Below are 16495 nucleotides of genomic sequence, written 5' to 3' on the forward strand. Positions count from 1 at the left end.
CTGACCCGCCGGGGCAGGCGGCTCCCGGCGCCGCCCGGTCGCCCCGGCGGCCGGGGTTCACCGGTGCGGGTCCGAGGGATGGCCGTAGGCTGGGGCGGTCGTCGAGATCGGGAGGGTTCGCGATGGAGTACGCGCGTCTGGGAACGACCGGCCTGAAGGTCTCCCGGGTCTGCCTCGGCATGATGAGCTACGGCGACCCCGCCAGGTGGGGCGAGTGGGTGCTGGACGAGGGCGCCGCCGAGCCGATCGTGCGCCGGGCCGTCGAGGCCGGGGTCACGTTCTTCGACACCGCCGACGTCTACTCGCAGGGCGCCAGCGAGGAGGTCACCGGCCGGCTGCTGGCCCGGATGTTCCCCCGCCGCGAGGACTACGTGCTGGCCACCAAGGTCTACTTCCCCATGGGCGAGGGCCCCAACGACCGCGGCCTGTCCCGCAAGCACGTCCACGCCGCCATCGACGCCTCCCTGCGCCGCCTGGGCACCGACCACGTGGACCTGTACCAGATCCACCGCTGGGACGACGAGACCCCGGTCGAGGAGACCATGCAGGCGCTGCACGAGATCGTGCAGGCGGGCAAGGCCCGCTACATCGGCGCCTCCAGCATGGCCGCCTGGCAGTTCGCCAAGGCCCAGCACGCCGCTGAACTCCACGGCTGGACGAAGTTCGTCTCGATGCAGCCGCACTACAACCTCCTCTACCGTGAGGAGGAGCGCGAGATGCTCCCGCTCTGCGCCGACCAGGGCGTGGGCGTCATCCCGTGGAGCCCGCTGGCCCGCGGTCTGATCGCCCGCGCGGGTTCCGGCGGGAGCACCGTCCGCACCGGGAGCGACCCCCGCATCGGGGCGCTCTACACCGACGAGGAGAACAACCGGCAGGTCCTGGAGCGGGTCGCCCAGGTCGCCCGGGAGCGCGAGGTGCCCCCGGCCCAGGTGGGGCTGGCCTGGCTGCTCCACCAGCCCCAGGTGACCGCACCGATCGTCGGCGCGACCAAGGACCGGCACGTCGACGACGCCGTCGCCGCGGTGGACCTGGCCCTGACGGACAAGGAGCTGGCCTTCCTCGCCGAACCGTACCGGCCCCGGCCCGTCAGCCTCTGACCGGCCCCGCGCCGGATCCCCGGACGGCCCCGCGCGGGCGTCGGGAGCCTTCCGGCGCGGACGTTCCCGGCGGCTCCCGCGCGGGCGTTCCGGCCCGCACCGGGGTCCCGGGCCGGAGTCCTCGGGGCGCCGGGCGCCCGCCGGTGCGGTTCAGGCGCCGATGGTGCGGATGACGCGGCGGGCCAGACCGGCCGGGACGGGCGGGATCGTGCGGGCCAGGCGGCGGGTGAGGTCCACCGCGGGGGCCACCACGGGCGGCCCGGTGATGAACAGGGCGGCGACGCGGGAGTTGAGCTCCAGCCGGTCGACGACGGCCTGCCGGGCGGCCGGGTCCGAGGCGCCGAGCAGGTCCAGCGTGTTGCGCCAGACCAGTTCGCGCCACTGGACGACCGTCGCCAGCGCCTGCGTGCGGGCCGGCCAGCCGGCCACCCCGGTGAAGACGGGGGCGACCGGGCAGCCGTAGCGCTCGGCCAGCAGGCTCATCACCCGGGGCGTCGCGGTCTTCAGGACGCGGTTGACCGCGTCGTAGTCGCGCTTGAAGGCGCGCAGGAGCGCGGCGTCGCGGGCGGGGGCGAGCTCCTCGACGACCTCGGCGGTGCCGAGGGCCAGGTCGAAGTTGACGTGGGCGCTGATGCCGAGTCCGGCGTGCTGGATGGCGGCCACGCCGGCCCGGCCGACCTGGCCGTAGGCGGCGGACCAGGCGGTGCAGTCCTGCGGCAGGCCGGACAGCGACCAGGAGAGCGTCTGCAGGTAGCGGCGGGCGAAGCGGCCGGCCAGCCGGGAGATGAACGCGGGTTGCGTGAAGAGGCCGGCGGCCAGGCCGTCGACCACCCCCTCGGTGATCACCGCGTAGACGTCGGGGAAGATCGCCCGCGCGTCGCCTTCGGCGCGCAGCGCGTCCGACACCGCGCGCAGGGCGGTCAGGACCTCGCCGGGACGGTCCGGTGCCAGGTCGCCGACGAGTTCGGCCGAAGTGGTCATATCGGGAGTGTTCCCCTGGAACGTTCCCGGCACCGCGTCATAGTGCACGGTTCCGGTGTGCCGAAATCCATGGTGGGGGTCCCGTGGCGCGGGCACGCTTCCGGACGACCGTTCACGGAATGGACCGGAAGGATCTGATCATGTCTCATCCCGACACCGTCTCAGCGGGCCCGCAGGCGGGCGGCGCGTGGCCGGACCCCGCCTCCCTGGCCGTCGACTCGGAGCGGCTGGACCGCCTGCTGGAGAGGGCGGTCACCGACGCCGGGGCGACGACCTCGGCGGGCCTCGCCGTGCTGGGGCTGCGGCTCGGCCTCTACGAGGCGCTGAGCCGCGGGCCGCTGACGAGCGCCGAGCTGGCCGCGCGGACCGGCACGGCCGAGCGCTACGTGCGCGAGTGGGCCAGGGCCCAGGCGGCGGGCGGCTATCTCACCTACGATCCGGACGGCGACCGGTACGGCATGGCGCCGGAGCACGCGCTGGCGTTCAACCCGCAGGGGCCGGTGAACCTGGGGGCGATGTTCCGCTTCGCCGTGCGGGCGCTGACCGGGCTCGACCGGCTGGAGGCGGCCATGCGCAGCGGGGAGGGCATCGGCTGGCACGAGCAGGACGACGAGCTCGTCGCGACGGTCGCCGACTTCTTCCGGAGCGGGTACGCCGCGCACCTGCTGAGCGAGTGGATCCCCGCGCTCGACGGGGTGCACGAGCGGCTCACCGCGGGCGCCCGGGTGGCCGACGTCGGCTGCGGGTACGGGGTCACCACGATCCTGATGGCCCAGGCCTACCCGGCCTCCGAGTTCGAGGGCTTCGACTACCACGACGTCTCGATCGAGCGGGCCCGCAAGGCCGCCGAGGCCGCCGGGGTCTCCGAGCGGGCACGGTTCACGGTCTGCGGGGCGGCCGACGTCCCGGCGGGCGGCTACGACCTGGTCTGCACCTTCGACGCCCTGCACGACTACGGCGACCCGGTCGGCGCGGCCCGGCGCATGCGCGAGGCGCTGGGCGAGGGCGGGACCTGGCTGCTGGTGGAGCCGGCCGCCGGGGACCGGGTCCAGGACAACTTCCACCCGATGGGGCGCATGTTCTACGCCGCCTCGACTTACCTGTGCGTGCCCAACGCCGTCTCCCAGGGCGGGGCGGCGATGGGCGCGCAGGCGGGTGAGCGGGCGGTGCGCCGGGTGCTGGAGGAGGCCGGCTTCACCGACGTGCGCCTGGTCGCCTCCACCCCGGTCAACCACGTCTACCAGGTGCGTTCCTGACGACGCGCCCCGTCCCGTCCCGTCAGGAGACGGTCAGCCGACCGCTGCCCTCGACGGCGGACACGCCGCTGACGGTGCAGGAGGTGAGGCCGGTGGTGGGGGTGGCGCGCCCTTCGACGCGGCGCCCCTTCAGCGGGCCGGAGACCACCTTGCCGACCAGCAGGGCGTCGGCGGGGTTGGTCCCGGACAGCTCGCTGGACTCCGTGCGGAGCCTGGAGGTGCCCGCGGCGCGCCCCTGGGAGTCGTACCAGGTGATGGTGCCCCGGCTGCGCAGGCCGGTGACGCCGGTGCAGCTGGCCCGTCCCGTCCCCCGCACGGTCAGCCGGCCGCTCCTGAGGCGGGGCTGGGAGCCGTCGGGGGAGGTGCAGGAGCTCAGCCGGAGGGTGCCCTTGGCGGTGACGTCCGCGGGCAGCAGGCCGACCGCCGGGGTGAAGGTGACCGGCCGCCCCTGCTCGGTGGCCACCGTACAGGCCAGCCTGACGGGCACGGCGGACGGCGCGGCGGGCACGGTCGGCGGCACCGCGGAGGGCACGGCGGACGGCGCGGCGGGCCGGGCCGCCGCCGCTGGGGTGACGGGGGCCGCCGCGGCGAGCACGGCGGCGAGCACCGCGAGCGGGCCGAGCACCGCCGGGCGTGACACGCGGCGTCGGGCGGGACGGGTACGGCCGGAGATCCGGGATGGGACGGTCATGGGTTCCCCCTGGCGACTTCTGTGACACAGAGTGGTTTTACAGTGACCATCTGTAGCATGCGGTGGTGGTCCCCGGAGGCGATCCGCGGGTTCGCGCGGATCGACGGCGGCTGTCCCGGCCGGACCGGACGGCGTCCGCGCGGCGGCGCGGACCGGCTCCTTCGTCAGCGCTCCGGGCCGGACGGCCGGGGCCCCACGCTGGAGACGATCGATGACGCTGCCGGCCGAACGCCTCGGCACCGGGTCCGGCGCTCCTCCCCGCCCGCCGGAGCGGGCCGCCGGCCCCGCGGGGCGGGTGGGGGCGTGGGCGGCGCGGCACCACCGGACGGTGATCGGGGCGTGGCTGCTGGCCGTGGCGGTCTCACTGGCGCTGCTGCCGGGGCTGGCCCGGACGCTGGGCGCCCCGTCCCTCCAGGTGGCGGGCTCCCCCTCGGCCCGGGCCGCCGAGCTGCTGGAGCGGGGGTTCCCGGACGCCGGCGCCGAGCAGGTGGTCGCGGCCTTCACCTCGATCCCCCCGGCCGCCTCGGCCGCTCCGACCGGCCTGCGGGCCGACGACCCGGCCTACCTGCGTGCGGTGGGCGCGGCGCTGCGGGCGCTGGCCGGCCGGCCGGGGGTCGGCGCGGTCCACGTCCTGCCGCCGGTGGCCGGGCAGGACCGGCGCAACCTGTACGCGCTGGTCGGCCTGACCGGGGACGCGACCGCGCGGCAGCGGCGGCTGGCCGACCAGCGCGCCGTCCTGCGCCGGGCCGTGGAGCAGGCCTCCGGCGGCGCGGTCGGCGTGTCCCTGGTCGGGATGACACCGCTGTTCACCGAGGTCAAGGACGTCGATCTGGCCGATCTGCGGAGCGCCGAGGCGATGGCCGTCCCGTTGGCGCTGCTGGTGCTCACCGTCGGGCTCGGCTCGCTGGGGGCGGCGCTGGTCCCGCTGGCCGCGGCCGGGGCCGCCGTCGCGGTCACCGCCGGGGTGCTGGCCGCGGCGGGCGCGGGCTCCGGTCCGGAGTCCGGCCCGGACACGCTGGGGCTGACGGTCGCCTGCTCGGTCGCGCTGGGGCTGGGGCTGGACTACACGCTGCTGGTCACGGCGCGTTACCGGCAGGCGCGGGGCCGGGGCCTCGACCGGTCCGCGGCGGCCGGGGCGGCGTCGGCCACCGCGGGGGCCACGGTGTGCTGGTGCGCGGTGGCGGTCGCGCTCGCCGCGTGCGCGCTGCTGGCCGTACGGGTCGACCTGGTCCGGTCGCTGGCGGGACCCGCCGCGGTGGCGGCGGTGGCGGCGCCGGCCGCGGCGCTGACGCTGCTGCCGGCCCTGCTGTCCGGGTGCGACCGCTTCCTGGCGTTCGGCGCGCTGCCCCGGCGCCGGGCGCGCGGCGGCGAGGACGGCTGGGCGCGCTGGGCGCGGCACCTGATGCGCCACCCGTGGCCCTACCTGGCGGGCGCCACCGCGCTGCTGCTGCTGGCCGCGGCCCCGCTGCCGGGCCTGCGGCTGGGCATGGAGATCGACCGGTCGTCCGTGGCGGGCACGGACGCGGGCCGCGGCCTGGCCCGGATGGAGGCCGACGGGGTGGCCGGGTTGAGCGCGGTGCTGCTCCCCCACCCTCCGGGCGCTCCCCCGGTGGACACCGCCGCGCTGGTGGCCGCGCTGCGCGGGGACCCGCGGGTGGCGCTGGCCGTGCCCGCCGACAACGGCCGCGACCTGACCGTCGTCATGGTGCTGAGCGACCAGGCCCCCGACCGGGCGGGCGCGGCGGCGCTGAACGCGCGCATCACGGCGGAGCTGGCCCCGCGGACGCTGCCCGCCGGGCAGCCGGTGCTGGTCGGCGGGCCCGCCGCGCTGATGGCCGACCTGGGTGAGGCGAGCACGGACCGGCTCTGGGGGGTGGCCGCCCTGGTGCTGTCCGGCTCGCTGCTGTTCCTGATGGCGGCCTTCCGCAGCGTGCTGCTCCCGCTGAAGGCGGTGCTGCTGAACCTGCTGGCGGTCGCGGCGGCCTCCGGGCTGACCGTCTGGGTGTTCCAGGGGCCGTCCGGGACGGGCACGGTCTCGGCGATGCTGCCGGTGGCCCTGCTCACGCTGGTGTTCGGGCTCTCGATGGACTACGAGGTGTTCGTGGTGCGCCGCATCGCCGAGTACCGCCGCGCGGGCGCCGGCGACACCGAGGCGGTCGCCCTGGGGCTGCGGCACAGCGCCCGGACGGTCACCCTGGCCGCCGCGGTCATGGTCGTCACCTTCGCCGGGCTGATGGCGGGCCACCGGCTGGAGGTGCGGCAGCTCGGCTTCGCCGTCGCGGCGGCGATCGCCATCGACGCCGCGCTCGTCCGCCTGGTCATGGTTCCGGCGTTGATGCGGCTGCTGGGGCGGGGCTGCTGGTGGCTGCCCACCCCGATGGCGCGGCTCCTGCCGCCCGCGGCGCCGGTGCCCGGATCGGGACCGGGGTCGGCGCCGGTGTCGGCGCCGGGACCGGGGTCGGGAGCGGAACAGCGGCCGGAGCCGGAACCGTGGCCGGGCCCGGCCCCGGTCCCGGTGCGGTCCCGCGGTGCCGGAAACCGTCGGGGTGATCTCCTAGGGTGGCGGCATGGCGAGAGCGAATGACGATGTGGCCGCCGCCCTGGAGGAGTACGCCGAGCTGTTCGCGATGACGGGCGGCGACGCGTTCCGGGTCCGCAGCTACCAGAAGGCGGCCAAGGCGATCGCGGGCTTCCCGGAGGACATCGCGTCCGTGGCCGTGCGGAGCGTGCCGGGGGTGGGCGAGGCGATCGCCAAGAAGGTCGAGGAGTACCTCCAGCGGGGCGGATTCCGGCAGCTCGACGAGTTGCGGGCCCGGGTCCCCGAGGGGGTGCGCCGGCTGACCCGGGTGCCCTCGCTCGGGCCGAAGAAGGCGGTCTTCCTCTACCAGGAGCTGGGCGTCGACTCCCCGGAGGCGCTGGTCGAGGCGATCCGGGCCGGGCGGCTCAAGGGCGTCAAGGGCTTCGGCCCCAAGACGGAGGAGAACCTCCTGCGCGGCGTCGAGCAGCTGGCGCGGACCAGCGTCCGGGTGCACCTGGGGGTGGCCGCGGATCTGGCCGAGCGGATCGTCGCCTCGCTGGAGGGCGGGGCCGAGCGCATCGCCTACGCCGGTTCGGTGCGCCGGATGCGCGACACGGCCGGTGACGTCGACGTGCTGGCGGTGGCGCCGGAGTCGCTGATGGACGTCTTCAAGGCCCAGCCGTACGTCGCGGAGGTCATCGCCTCGGGCGGGAAGAAGACCTCGGTCCGCACCCACCAGGGCGTGCAGGTGGACCTGCGGCTGATCCCGGCGGAGTCGTGGGGCGCGGGCCTGCTGTACTTCACCGGGTCGCAGGCGCACAACGTGCGGCTGCGCGAGATCGCGGTGAAGAAGGGCTGGAAGCTCTCCGAGTACGGCCTGTTCGACGGCGAGCGGCTGGTCGCGGCGGCCGAGGAGGAGGACGTCTACCGCGCGCTCGGCATGGAGTGGGTCCCCCCGGCGCTGCGCGAGGACGGCGGGGAGATCGAGGCCGCGGCGCGGGGCGGGCTGCCGGAGCTGGTCACCCTGGACGACCTGAAGGGCGACCTGCACACCCACACCGACCTGACCGACGGAATCGCCCCGCTGGAGGAGATGGTCGCCGCCGCCCGCGCACGCGGCCACTCCTACTACGCGATCACCGACCACGCCCCCGACCTGGCCATGCACCGGATGACCCTGGACAAGGCGCTGGAGCAGCGCGAGCGGATCCGGGAGCTGCAGGGTAGATATCCGGACATGCGGGTGTTGCACGGCACCGAGCTCAACATCGGCCCGGACGGCTCGGTCGACTGGCCGGCCGAGGTCCTGGCGGGCTTCGACGTGTGCGTGGCGAGCGTGCACTCCCATTTCACCCAGTCGCGCGAGGAGATGACGCGGCGGCTGGTGGCGGCGTGCGAGAACCCGCACGTGCACGTCATCGGGCATCCCACGACCCGGTTGATCGGCAGGCGCGAGCCGGTGGACGCCGACTGGGACGAGGTCTTCCGCGCCGCCGCCCGCACCGGCACGGCGATGGAGATCGACTCCTTCCCGGACCGCTCGGACCTCCCCGACCACCTGGTACGGCTGGCCCGCCACCACGGGGTGGTCTTCTCGATCGACAGCGACGCGCACGCGGTGCCGCACCTGGCCAACCAGCGGTTCGGCGTCGGGATCGCCCAGCGGGCCTGGCTGACCGCCGAAGACGTGATCAACACCTGGCCGCTGGAGCGGTTGCTGGCCTTCCTGGGCCGCTGAGGAGCCGTCACCCCCCGCCATATTGCATGCTTTCCTAGTAGGGAATAGAAGTAATGGGAGGGGGTGGCCATGCCGCACGAGGACCCGGCCGCGCCGGCCATCGTCAAACCGCTGCCGCCGGAGCTGTTCGCGGTGCACGGCTCCTGCGCCGAGATGCGCTGGGAGGCCATGCGCGACGCCGGTTACCACGTGCCCGCCGACCGCTTCTTCGTGCGCAACCACACCCGCACCCCGGTCGTCGACGCGGCCGTCTGGCGGCTGGAGCTGCACGGCTCGGGCCTGCGCAACCCGAGGAGCTTCGGCTACGAGGAGCTGCTGGCGCTGCCCGCCGTGACCCGTGACGTGCTGATCGAGTGCGCGGGCAACGGCCGGCGGTTCTTCGCCGACCAGCAGCACCAGGAGGTCTCCGGCACGCCGTGGCGGCTCGGCGCGGCCGGCGTGGCCCGCTGGCGCGGGGTGCCGCTGTCCACGGTGCTGGACCTGGCCGGGATCACCCCGGACGCCGTCGACGTGATGCCCCGCGGCCTCGACCCCGCCTACGTGGCCGGCGGGGTCGACCACGGCCGGGTGCGGCGCCCGCTCCCGGCCGCCAAGGCGCTCGACGACGTCATCCTGGCCTACGAGATGAACGGCGAGCCGCTCCCGCCCGACCACGGCCACCCGGTCCGGCTGGTCGTGCCGTCCTGGATCGGGCTGGCCTCGGTCAAGTGGGTGGGCGACATCGAGGTCTCCACCCGCCCGCTCTCCTCTCCGTGGACCACGGAGTTCTACCGGATGTCCGGCGGGCCGTACCCCCCGCAGGGCGGCCCCCCGCTGACCGTCACGGGGGTCAAGAGCGCCTTCGAGCTGCCCTGGGAGGCCGTCCTGGCCGCCGGGCGCCAGCACGTCCTGCACGGCCGGTCCTGGTCCGGCCGCGGCCGGATCACCTCGGTCGAGGTGAGCACCGACGCCGGCGGCACCTGGCGCCCGGCCTGCCTGCACGGCGGCCCGCACGTCGCCTGCGCCTGGACCCGCTGGCACGTCACCTGGAGCCCCCGCCGGACCGGCCCGCACCTCCTGCTCGCCCGGGCCCGCGACGCCACCGGCGCGACCCAGCCGCTGGAAAGCCCTTACAACGAATTGGGTTATCTCTTTGACGCGGTTGTGCGCCATCCGGTAAGGGTCATAAACGTCTAGCGAAACCGCCAGCAGTACGGAAACATCACCTCAACGGGGCCGCGGGCCCGCTTCCCCGCATGACCAGCACATGCTCTGATCAGGCAGGACACGTTACCGAAATCAACGTTCGCGATTGCTGATTTCATCTGAAAGACTCCTACAGTCGCTCCACGGAAACGCAGACGAAACGAACCGGGGTGATGATGGCAGAGTCCGTTCCAGAGTCCGTTCCGAGTGGCCGTTCCCATTCTTTTCGCCGAGAGGCTCAGCCGATGCGCCAGTTGACCCCGCTCGACGCGCAGTTCCTGCACGCCGAATCGGCGACCACCGCCGTCCACGTGGCCGGCGTCGCCGTCCTGGATCCCTCCGGCGCCCCCGACGGCCGGATCACCCGGGAGGACCTCCTCGGCCTCCTCCGCCGGCGGCTGCACCTGGCCCCGGCCCTCAGACTCCGCCTGGTGAGCGTGCCCTTCGGCCTGGACCACCCCTACTGGGCGGAGGACCCCTCCTTCGACCTCACCCGCCACGTGCACGAGACGACCCTGCCGATGCCGGGTGACGAGGCCCAGCTCGCCGAGGCGGTCGCCCGGCTCCACGAGCGGCGCCTGGACCGCCGCCACCCGCTCTGGGAGATGCACCTGATCCAGGGCCTGACCGGCGGCCGGGCGGCCCTCTACGCCAAGGTCCACCACTGCGCCATCGACGGGGTGTCGGGCGCGGAGACCCTGGCCGCACTGCTGGACCTGACCCCCGAACCCCGGACGGTCGAGCCGCCGGCGGAGCACGCGCCGGCCGCCGCGCCCGGGCTCGTCACGATGCTCGCCGGGGCCGTCACCCGGTCGGCGACCCACCCGCTGCGGGCGCTGCGCTCCCTCGGCCGGGCCGTGGCCGACCTCGACGCGATCCCGGTCGCCGCCACCCTGCCGGGGGCCCGGCTGGTGGCCGCCACGACCCGGATGATCCGGGGCGAGACGAAGAAGCTTCCGGCGCTGCCCTCGCTGGCGGCCCCGCGCACCCCGTTCAACGGCCCGATCAGCGCCGGGCGGCGCTTCTCCTACGGCTCCGTCCCGCTGGCCGACGTCAGGCGGGCGGCCCGGACCTTCGGGATCAGCGTCAACGACGTGGTGATGGCGCTGTGCACCTCCGCCCTGCGCTCGTGGCTGAAGGAGCGCGACGCGCTGCCGGACCGGCCGCTGATCGCCGCGGTCCCGGTCTCGGTCCGCACGGCGCGCGGCCGGGCCGGCGACGCCGTCGGCAACCAGATCTCGGCCATGATCGTCCCGATGCCGACCGACGTCGCCGACCCCGAGGAGCGGCTGCGCACCGTGGGGGCGGTGATGCGCACCGCCAAGCGCCGCTTCGCCGGCTCCCCGTCGGCCTGGCCGAGCGAGCTGACCTCGATGGTGCCGGCGCCGGTGACCGCGCTGGCCACCCCCGCGCTCTTCCGGCTGGCCGCGCTGGGCGCGCCGCCGGTCAACCTGATCGTCTCCAACGTGCCCGGGCCGCAGTTCCCGCTGTACCTGTGCGGGGCCCGGCTGCTGGGCTACTACCCGATGTCGGTGCTCAGCGACGCGACCGGCGGGCTCAGCATCACCTGCTTCTCCTACGACGGCTCGCTCGACTTCGGCCTCGTCGCCTGCCCGGAGCGGGTCCAGGACGTCTGGCGGCTGATGGGGCACCTCCAGGAGGCGATGGACGAACTGATGGAGCTGGTGCCGCCGGCCGTCCCCGCGCCGTCCCGGGACGTGACGGCGGCACACGCGGGCTGAGCACGGTCTCGTCCGGGGGCGAGAGGGCGGACCGCGGGTCCGCGGGGTCCTCGGCGCCGGGCACGGGAGCGGCCGCCGAGCCCCGGGGCCGCCCCGGCCGGCGGATCAGCCGAGGGCCAGGGCGATCAGCTCGGCCACCGCGTCCGGGTCGATGTGGTGGCCGGTGAGCTGGCAGAGGTTCTCCTGGTGGAGCAGGACGGCGGCGAAGGTGACCGCCGCGACCTCCAGCCGGGCGGCGTCGCCGCGTGCGCCCGGCAGGGCCAGCTCCAGCGCGAACCGCGCCCGGCGGACGATCTCGCCGTTGAGGTGGCCGAGGCGGGCCCGGACCGAGCCGTGCGTGTCGGCCTCCCGGAACAGGATGCGCCGCATGGCCGGGGAGGCGATGATCGGCAGGCGGCGGGCCAGCCGGGACAGGGCGCCCGCCGCGTCACCGGGCACGGCCTCCACCTCCGGCGCCTCCTCCACGAGCGTGCGCTCGTCGACCAGCGCGACCAGCACGTCGATCTTCTTCGGGAAGTAGTGGAAGACGAGCCCCTTGGGCACGCCGGCCAGCCGGGCGACCTCCGCCGTCGGGGTCGCCTCGTAGCCGTGGCGCGCGAACAGCTCCTCGGCGGCGTCCAGGATGCGTGCGCGCGCCCCGGCGTCCGCGGTGCCGCCCGTGCCGTCGGTACGCCGTCCTCTCCTGGTGCGCTGGCGGAGGCTTCCCACGGTCCGACGATAACCTCGCGGCCGAAACGGATTCCATGCCGCCGGGGCGACAGGCCCGTACGGCCCGGCCCGGCCGCCCCGCCCGCGCCCGCAGGGGAACCGCACGCGCCGCGGGCCACCGGAGGCCGCGCGCCGCGCCGTACGGCTCAGCCTCCGGCGCCGATCGAGGACAGCAGCATGGGCAGCGCCCGGCGCAGCTCCCTGTTCCAGTAGGTCATGTTGTGCTTGCCCCGGTAGAAGCGGGTCTCGACCGGGATGCCGAGCTCCCTCAGCCGGCCGGCGAAGGCGGTGGCCGCCTTGTGCGCCAGCTCCTCGGTGACGTCGCCGAACAGCTCCCCCCGGCCCGCGCGCCCGTCCCCCGAGGCCACGTAGAGGCGGACCCCGCGCAGCTTCGCGGCCTGGTGGTAGGGGTTGTGCTCCTCCCAGACCTCCCGGTCGCCGCGCGGGTCGCCCCAGACGCGCTTCCAGTCGGTGCCGGGGCAGCCGGCGGTGGTGCCGAGCATGACGGCGAGGTCCACGCCGGGCAGCAGCGTGTGCACGGCGCCGCTGAAGGACGCGGCGGCCTCGAACTTCCCGGTGGCGGCGTAGAGCATCGCCCCCTGCCCGCCCATCGAGTAGCCGGCGACCGCCCGCTCGCCGCCCGCGCCGTACCTGCTCTCCAGCAGGGGCAGCAGTTCCTTCAGGTGGTGGGTGGCCCAGCGGGGCGGGCCGCCCCGCCCACCGTTGTGCCAGTCGGAGTAGCTGCCGCACCTGCCGCCGTCGGGCATCACGACGATCACCGGGGCGTCCGCGGTCAGCTCCTCCACGTCGGACCTCGACCAGGCCCGGTGGTCGTCCAGACCGCCGTGGAGCAGCCACAGGGTCGGCCAGGTCCGGCCGGCGCCGGGGGACCAGCCCTCGGGCAGCAGCAGCCGTACCTCGGTGACGTCGTCCAGGGCCTTCGAGCGCAGGGTCAGGTCCAGCCGGCGCCCGTCGAGCCGCCGCTCCCTGAGCACCTCGACGCCCTCGGGGGGCTCAGGCCGCCCGGACTCCTCCGGCCGCTCGGTGGCGGGGGCGGTCGGGGCGGCGGTGCGGCCCGGTCCGGGGACGGGTGCGCGCTGGCGGGTGATCAGCGCGATCGTCGCGGCCACCACCAGGACGAAGAGGCCGACCAGGACCACGGCCCCGACCAGGAGCGCGCGCAACCGCGAACCGGGTGCCATGCGAGCCGCCTCCGCCCGTCCGTCCGACGCGGCACATGGTAGCGCCGAGATGATCTGCGGGGATGCTCCGGAAGTGAGCGATCGGCGGGGAATAGAGTGGCGGACATGAGCTTTTCTGAGCTGAACCTCTTCCCGCTCTGCCTGGGCGGCAACGTCTTCGGCTGGACGGCCGACCGGGACGCCTCCTTCGCGGTCCTGGACGCCTACGCCGAAGCGGGCGGGAACTTCATCGACACCGCGGACTCCTACTCCGAGTGGATCCCCGGCCATGTCGGCGGCGAGTCCGAGACCATCATCGGCGAGTGGATGGCCGCCCGCGGCAACCGGGACCGGATGGTGGTGGCGACCAAGGTCGGTTCCCTGTCCACCCGCAAGGGCCTGTCCGCGGCGAACATCCGCGCGGCGGTCGAGGACTCGCTGCGGCGGCTGCAGACCGACCACATCGACCTGTACTGGGCGCACATCGACGACCGCGACACCCCGCTGGAGGAGACGCTGCAGGCGTTCGACCGGCTGGTCCGCGAGGGCAAGGTGCGCAACATCGGCGCCTCGAACTACGACGCCGAGCGCCTCACCGAGGCGCTGGAGATCTCCGACCGCGACGGCCTGGTCCGCTACGGCGTGCTCCAGCAGCACTACAACCTCATGGAGCGCGGCTACGAGGGCGCGCTGCGCGACGCGGTCGTCGAGGGGTGCCTGACCAGCACGCCGTACTTCGGGCTGGCCCGGGGCTTCCTGACCGGCAAGTACCGGCCCGGCGCCGAGGTGGACAGCCCGCGCGCGCCCAAGGCGTCGGAGTACCTCGCGACCGAGCGCGGCCCGCGGGTCCTGGAGGCCCTGGACACGGTGGCCGCCGCCCACGGCGTCGTCCCGGCCACGATCGCGCTCGCCTGGCTGGCGGCCCAACCCACCGTGGCCGCGCCGATCGCCAGCGCCCGCGACGTGGAGCAGCTCAGGCCGCTGCTCGCGGTCGCCGACGTGAAGCTGACCGACGAGGACCTGGCCCTGCTGGACGAGGCGTCCCGCTGAACCCCGGCGGGGCGTCCCGCTGAACCGCCGCCGCACGGCGGGTCCCCGGGCCCGCCGTACGGCAGGCGGGGCGAGCGGGCGGACGGGGCCCGGCCGGATGATGACGGCCGGGCCCCGTCCGCCGGGCACCGGGGTGTCCGCGGTCCCGCGGTGGCGGGGTCCGGGGACTAGTGCTGGGCGGCCTTCTCGGCGCCGACGCCGGTGAGCGAGCGGACCTCGATCTCGGCGTACTTGGCGGCGTTGTACTCCTTGCTGAGGCGGGTGCCGACCCATCCGGCCAGGAAGCCGAACGGGATGGAGATCAGACCCGGGTTGCTCAGCGGGAACCACGCGAAGTCGGCGTTCGGGAAGAGCGCGGTGGCGCTGCCCGACACGACCGGCGAGAAGATCACCAGGAGGAGCGCGGAGCCCAGGCCGCCGTAGATGGCCGAGACCGCGCCGGCGGTGTTGAAGTTCTTCCAGAACAGGCTGTAGAGGATCGCGGGCAGGTTGCCCGAGGCGGCCACCGCGAAGGCCAGCGCGACCAGGAAGGCCACGTTCTGCCCCTGCGCGAGGATGCCGAGCCCGATGGAGAACGCGCCGATGACGAAGGCGGAGATCCGGGCGACCGTGACCTCCTCCTTGTCGGTGACGTTGCCGCGCTTGAACACGTGGGCGTACAAGTCGTGGGCGAAGGACGAGCTGGAGGCCAGCGTCAGGCCGGCGACCACCGCCAGGATGGTGGCGAAGGCCACCGCCGCGATGACGGCCAGCAGGATCGTGCCGCCCACATCGCCGAAGATCAGCCTGCCGATCTCCTGGGCGAGCATCGGCGCCGCGGTGTTGCCCGCCTTGTCCTGGGCCGCGATCGCCTCACCGCCGACCACGGCCGCCGCGCCGAAGCCCAGCACGAGGGTGAGCAGGTAGAAGACGCCGATGATGCCGATGCCCCACAGGACCGACTTCCTGGCCTCCTTCGCGGTGGGCACGGTGTAGAAGCGGATCAGGATGTGCGGCAGGCCGGCGGTGCCGAGCACCAGCGCCAGGCCGAGGCTGATCAGGTCGAGCTTGCCGGCCAGGCCCTGCGCCTCGGTGCCGTACTTCAGGCCGGGCTCCAGGAAGGCGTCGCCCTTGCCGCTCTGCGCGGCGGCCTCGCCGAGCAGGGAGGAGAGGTTGAAGCCGTACTTGCCGAGGACCAGCAGGGTGACCAGGGTCGCGCCGCCCATGAGCAGCACGGCCTTGACGATCTGCACCCAGGTGGTGCCCTTCATGCCGCCGACGACCACGTAGACGATCATCAGGACGCCGACGCCGACGATCGTCAGCGCCTTGCCCACCGGCGAGGTGACGCCGAGCAGCAGGCCGACCAGCGCGCCCGCGCCGACCATCTGGGCCAGCAGGTAGAAGATCGACACGACGATGGTGGAGACGCCCGCCGCGGTGCGGACCGGGCGCGGGCTCATCCGGAAGGCCAGCACGTCGGCCATGGTGAACTTGCCGGAGTTGCGCATCAGCTCCGCGACCAGCAGCAGCGCCACCAGCCAGGCGACGAGGAAGCCGATCGAGTACAGGAAGCCGTCGTAGCCGGACAGCGCGATGATGCCCGCGATGCCGAGGAAGCTCGCCGCCGACATGTAGTCGCCGCCGATCGCCAGGCCGTTCTGCGCGCCGCTGAAGGACCGGCCGCCGGCATAGTAGTCGGCCGCGTCCTTGGTCTGGCGGCTGGCCCAGAACGTGATGCCCAGCGTCGCCGCGACGAAGAGCAGGAACAGGACGGTGGACAGTACCTGGGAGCTCATTCGGTCCGCCCCTCGATGTCGTGCCGGATCTCGTCGGCGATCGGGTCCAGCTTCTTCTCGGCGTGCCGCGAGTAGGCCCAGGCGATCCCGAACGTGGAGACGAACTGCAGGAAACCGAAGATGAGGGCGACGTTGATGTTGCCCAGCACCTTGGTGCCCATGAAGTCGCGCGCCCAGCCGGACAACACCACGTAGAGCAGGTACCACGCGAGGAAGGCAACGGTCATCGGGAACGTCCAGGCCCGGAAGCGGCGCTTCAGCTCCTGGAACCGCTCACTCTCCTGCACCTGTTCGTAAACCGATGCGTCATGTTGTCTGGTGGTCAAGGGGAGACCTCCCACAGGTGTGATCTGAGTCACGGACACCGTAGGAGCGGGCGGCGGCCCGCGAGGAGGCCTCCCGAACGACTCGTCGCCCAGCCGCCGCCGGGCCGCGTTCAGCTGGGTACGGCCTGCGGTGAAAGGTCCATCCCGTGCGCCGAACGGCATGAGGGACGGGCCTTCGTCCTGTCACCGCCCGGCCGGGGCCGTGCCACCGCGCGGGGCGTGCCACCGGTCAGAACGGTCCGCC

Annotated in this window: 13 protein-coding genes; 7 read left to right on the forward strand and 6 right to left on the reverse strand. The window is 74.4% G+C overall.

Annotated elements, in window-relative coordinates:
- Window positions 1-122 precede the first annotated feature (122 nt).
- A complete protein-coding gene (locus ABD823_RS21695; RefSeq protein ID WP_344862439.1) occupies window positions 123-1097 on the forward strand; it encodes an aldo/keto reductase in 975 nt (324 codons plus the stop codon).
- Between the two features lie 150 nt (window positions 1098-1247).
- Here the strand turns inward: ABD823_RS21695 and ABD823_RS21700 are convergent, their stop codons facing one another.
- Window positions 1248-2078 carry a DUF5995 family protein gene (locus tag ABD823_RS21700; RefSeq protein WP_344862441.1) on the reverse strand — a complete coding sequence of 277 codons (831 nt, stop codon included), beginning with the start codon at window positions 2076-2078 and terminating at the stop codon, window positions 1248-1250.
- A 140-nt stretch (window positions 2079-2218) separates the two neighbouring features.
- Between ABD823_RS21700 and ABD823_RS21705 the strand changes: the two genes are divergently transcribed.
- Window positions 2219-3334 (forward strand): class I SAM-dependent methyltransferase, encoded by a 1116-nt coding sequence (locus ABD823_RS21705; protein WP_344862443.1) that lies wholly within the window; start codon window positions 2219-2221, stop codon window positions 3332-3334.
- A 22-nt stretch (window positions 3335-3356) separates the two neighbouring features.
- Here the strand turns inward: ABD823_RS21705 and ABD823_RS21710 are convergent, their stop codons facing one another.
- Window positions 3357-4025: a hypothetical protein gene (locus ABD823_RS21710; protein ID WP_344862445.1), complete on the reverse strand. Its 669-nt coding sequence runs from the start codon at window positions 4023-4025 to the stop codon at window positions 3357-3359.
- Window positions 4026-4236: 211 nt separating this feature from the next.
- On the opposite strand from ABD823_RS21710, the gene ABD823_RS21715 reads away from it, so the two are divergent.
- The 4 genes from ABD823_RS21715 (at window position 4237) to ABD823_RS21730 (ending at window position 11208) form a co-directional block, all read left to right on the forward strand.
- Entirely contained in the window at window positions 4237-6609 is a 2373-nt protein-coding gene (locus ABD823_RS21715) for an MMPL family transporter (protein WP_344862447.1), read from the forward strand.
- On the forward strand, window positions 6593-8281 hold the full coding sequence (polX, locus tag ABD823_RS21720) for a DNA polymerase/3'-5' exonuclease PolX (RefSeq protein ID WP_344862449.1): 1689 nt from the start codon (window positions 6593-6595) through the stop codon (window positions 8279-8281). The genes ABD823_RS21715 and polX overlap by 17 nt, the downstream gene beginning before the upstream one ends.
- A 69-nt stretch (window positions 8282-8350) precedes the next feature.
- On the forward strand, window positions 8351-9457 hold the full coding sequence (locus ABD823_RS21725) for a sulfite oxidase (protein WP_344862451.1): 1107 nt from the start codon (window positions 8351-8353) through the stop codon (window positions 9455-9457).
- Window positions 9458-9711: 254 nt separating this feature from the next.
- A complete protein-coding gene (locus ABD823_RS21730) occupies window positions 9712-11208 on the forward strand; it encodes a WS/DGAT/MGAT family O-acyltransferase (protein WP_344862453.1) in 1497 nt (498 codons plus the stop codon).
- Between the two features lie 105 nt (window positions 11209-11313).
- On the opposite strand, the gene ABD823_RS21735 is transcribed toward ABD823_RS21730, so the two are convergent.
- Together ABD823_RS21735 and ABD823_RS21740 are read right to left on the reverse strand one after the other, a co-directional pair.
- Window positions 11314-11916 carry a TetR/AcrR family transcriptional regulator gene (locus ABD823_RS21735; RefSeq protein ID WP_344862455.1) on the reverse strand — a complete coding sequence of 201 codons (603 nt, stop codon included), beginning with the start codon at window positions 11914-11916 and terminating at the stop codon, window positions 11314-11316.
- Window positions 11917-12062: 146 nt separating this feature from the next.
- Window positions 12063-13118, reverse strand: a complete 1056-nt coding sequence (locus ABD823_RS21740; protein WP_344862457.1) for an alpha/beta hydrolase — start codon at window positions 13116-13118, stop codon at window positions 12063-12065.
- Between the two features lie 105 nt (window positions 13119-13223).
- Between ABD823_RS21740 and ABD823_RS21745 the strand changes: the two genes are divergently transcribed.
- Window positions 13224-14147 carry an aldo/keto reductase gene (locus ABD823_RS21745; RefSeq protein WP_344862459.1) on the forward strand — a complete coding sequence of 308 codons (924 nt, stop codon included), beginning with the start codon at window positions 13224-13226 and terminating at the stop codon, window positions 14145-14147.
- Between the two features lie 167 nt (window positions 14148-14314).
- Here the strand turns inward: ABD823_RS21745 and ABD823_RS21750 are convergent, their stop codons facing one another.
- Complete coding sequence (locus tag ABD823_RS21750) at window positions 14315-15925, reverse strand: solute symporter family protein (protein WP_344862461.1); 1611 nt, start codon at window positions 15923-15925, stop codon at window positions 14315-14317.
- The gene (locus ABD823_RS21755) at window positions 15922-16212 is read right to left on the reverse strand and encodes a DUF485 domain-containing protein (RefSeq protein WP_344862463.1); all 291 of its coding nucleotides are present in this window, start codon (window positions 16210-16212) and stop codon (window positions 15922-15924) included. Before ABD823_RS21755 ends, ABD823_RS21750 begins: the two co-directional genes overlap by 4 nt.
- Window positions 16213-16495 lie beyond the last annotated feature (283 nt).

Origin of the sequence: Planomonospora alba, assembly GCF_039534085.1 — a bacterium.
GTDB classification, from domain to species: Bacteria; Actinomycetota; Actinomycetes; order Streptosporangiales; family Streptosporangiaceae; genus Planomonospora_B; species Planomonospora_B alba.

Coding starts and splice junctions, on each gene's coding strand:
- ABD823_RS21695 (WP_344862439.1), top strand. CDS start 123: ATGGAGTACGCGCGTCTGGGAACGACCGGCCTGAAGGTCTCCCGGGTC.
- ABD823_RS21700 (WP_344862441.1), bottom strand. CDS start 2,078: ATGACCACTTCGGCCGAACTCGTCGGCGACCTGGCACCGGACCGTCCC.
- ABD823_RS21705 (WP_344862443.1), top strand. CDS start 2,219: ATGTCTCATCCCGACACCGTCTCAGCGGGCCCGCAGGCGGGCGGCGCG.
- ABD823_RS21710 (WP_344862445.1), bottom strand. CDS start 4,025: ATGACCGTCCCATCCCGGATCTCCGGCCGTACCCGTCCCGCCCGACGC.
- ABD823_RS21715 (WP_344862447.1), top strand. CDS start 4,237: ATGACGCTGCCGGCCGAACGCCTCGGCACCGGGTCCGGCGCTCCTCCC.
- polX (WP_344862449.1), top strand. CDS start 6,593: ATGGCGAGAGCGAATGACGATGTGGCCGCCGCCCTGGAGGAGTACGCC.
- ABD823_RS21725 (WP_344862451.1), top strand. CDS start 8,351: ATGCCGCACGAGGACCCGGCCGCGCCGGCCATCGTCAAACCGCTGCCG.
- ABD823_RS21730 (WP_344862453.1), top strand. CDS start 9,712: ATGCGCCAGTTGACCCCGCTCGACGCGCAGTTCCTGCACGCCGAATCG.
- ABD823_RS21740 (WP_344862457.1), bottom strand. CDS start 13,118: ATGGCACCCGGTTCGCGGTTGCGCGCGCTCCTGGTCGGGGCCGTGGTC.
- ABD823_RS21745 (WP_344862459.1), top strand. CDS start 13,224: ATGAGCTTTTCTGAGCTGAACCTCTTCCCGCTCTGCCTGGGCGGCAAC.
- ABD823_RS21750 (WP_344862461.1), bottom strand. CDS start 15,925: ATGAGCTCCCAGGTACTGTCCACCGTCCTGTTCCTGCTCTTCGTCGCG.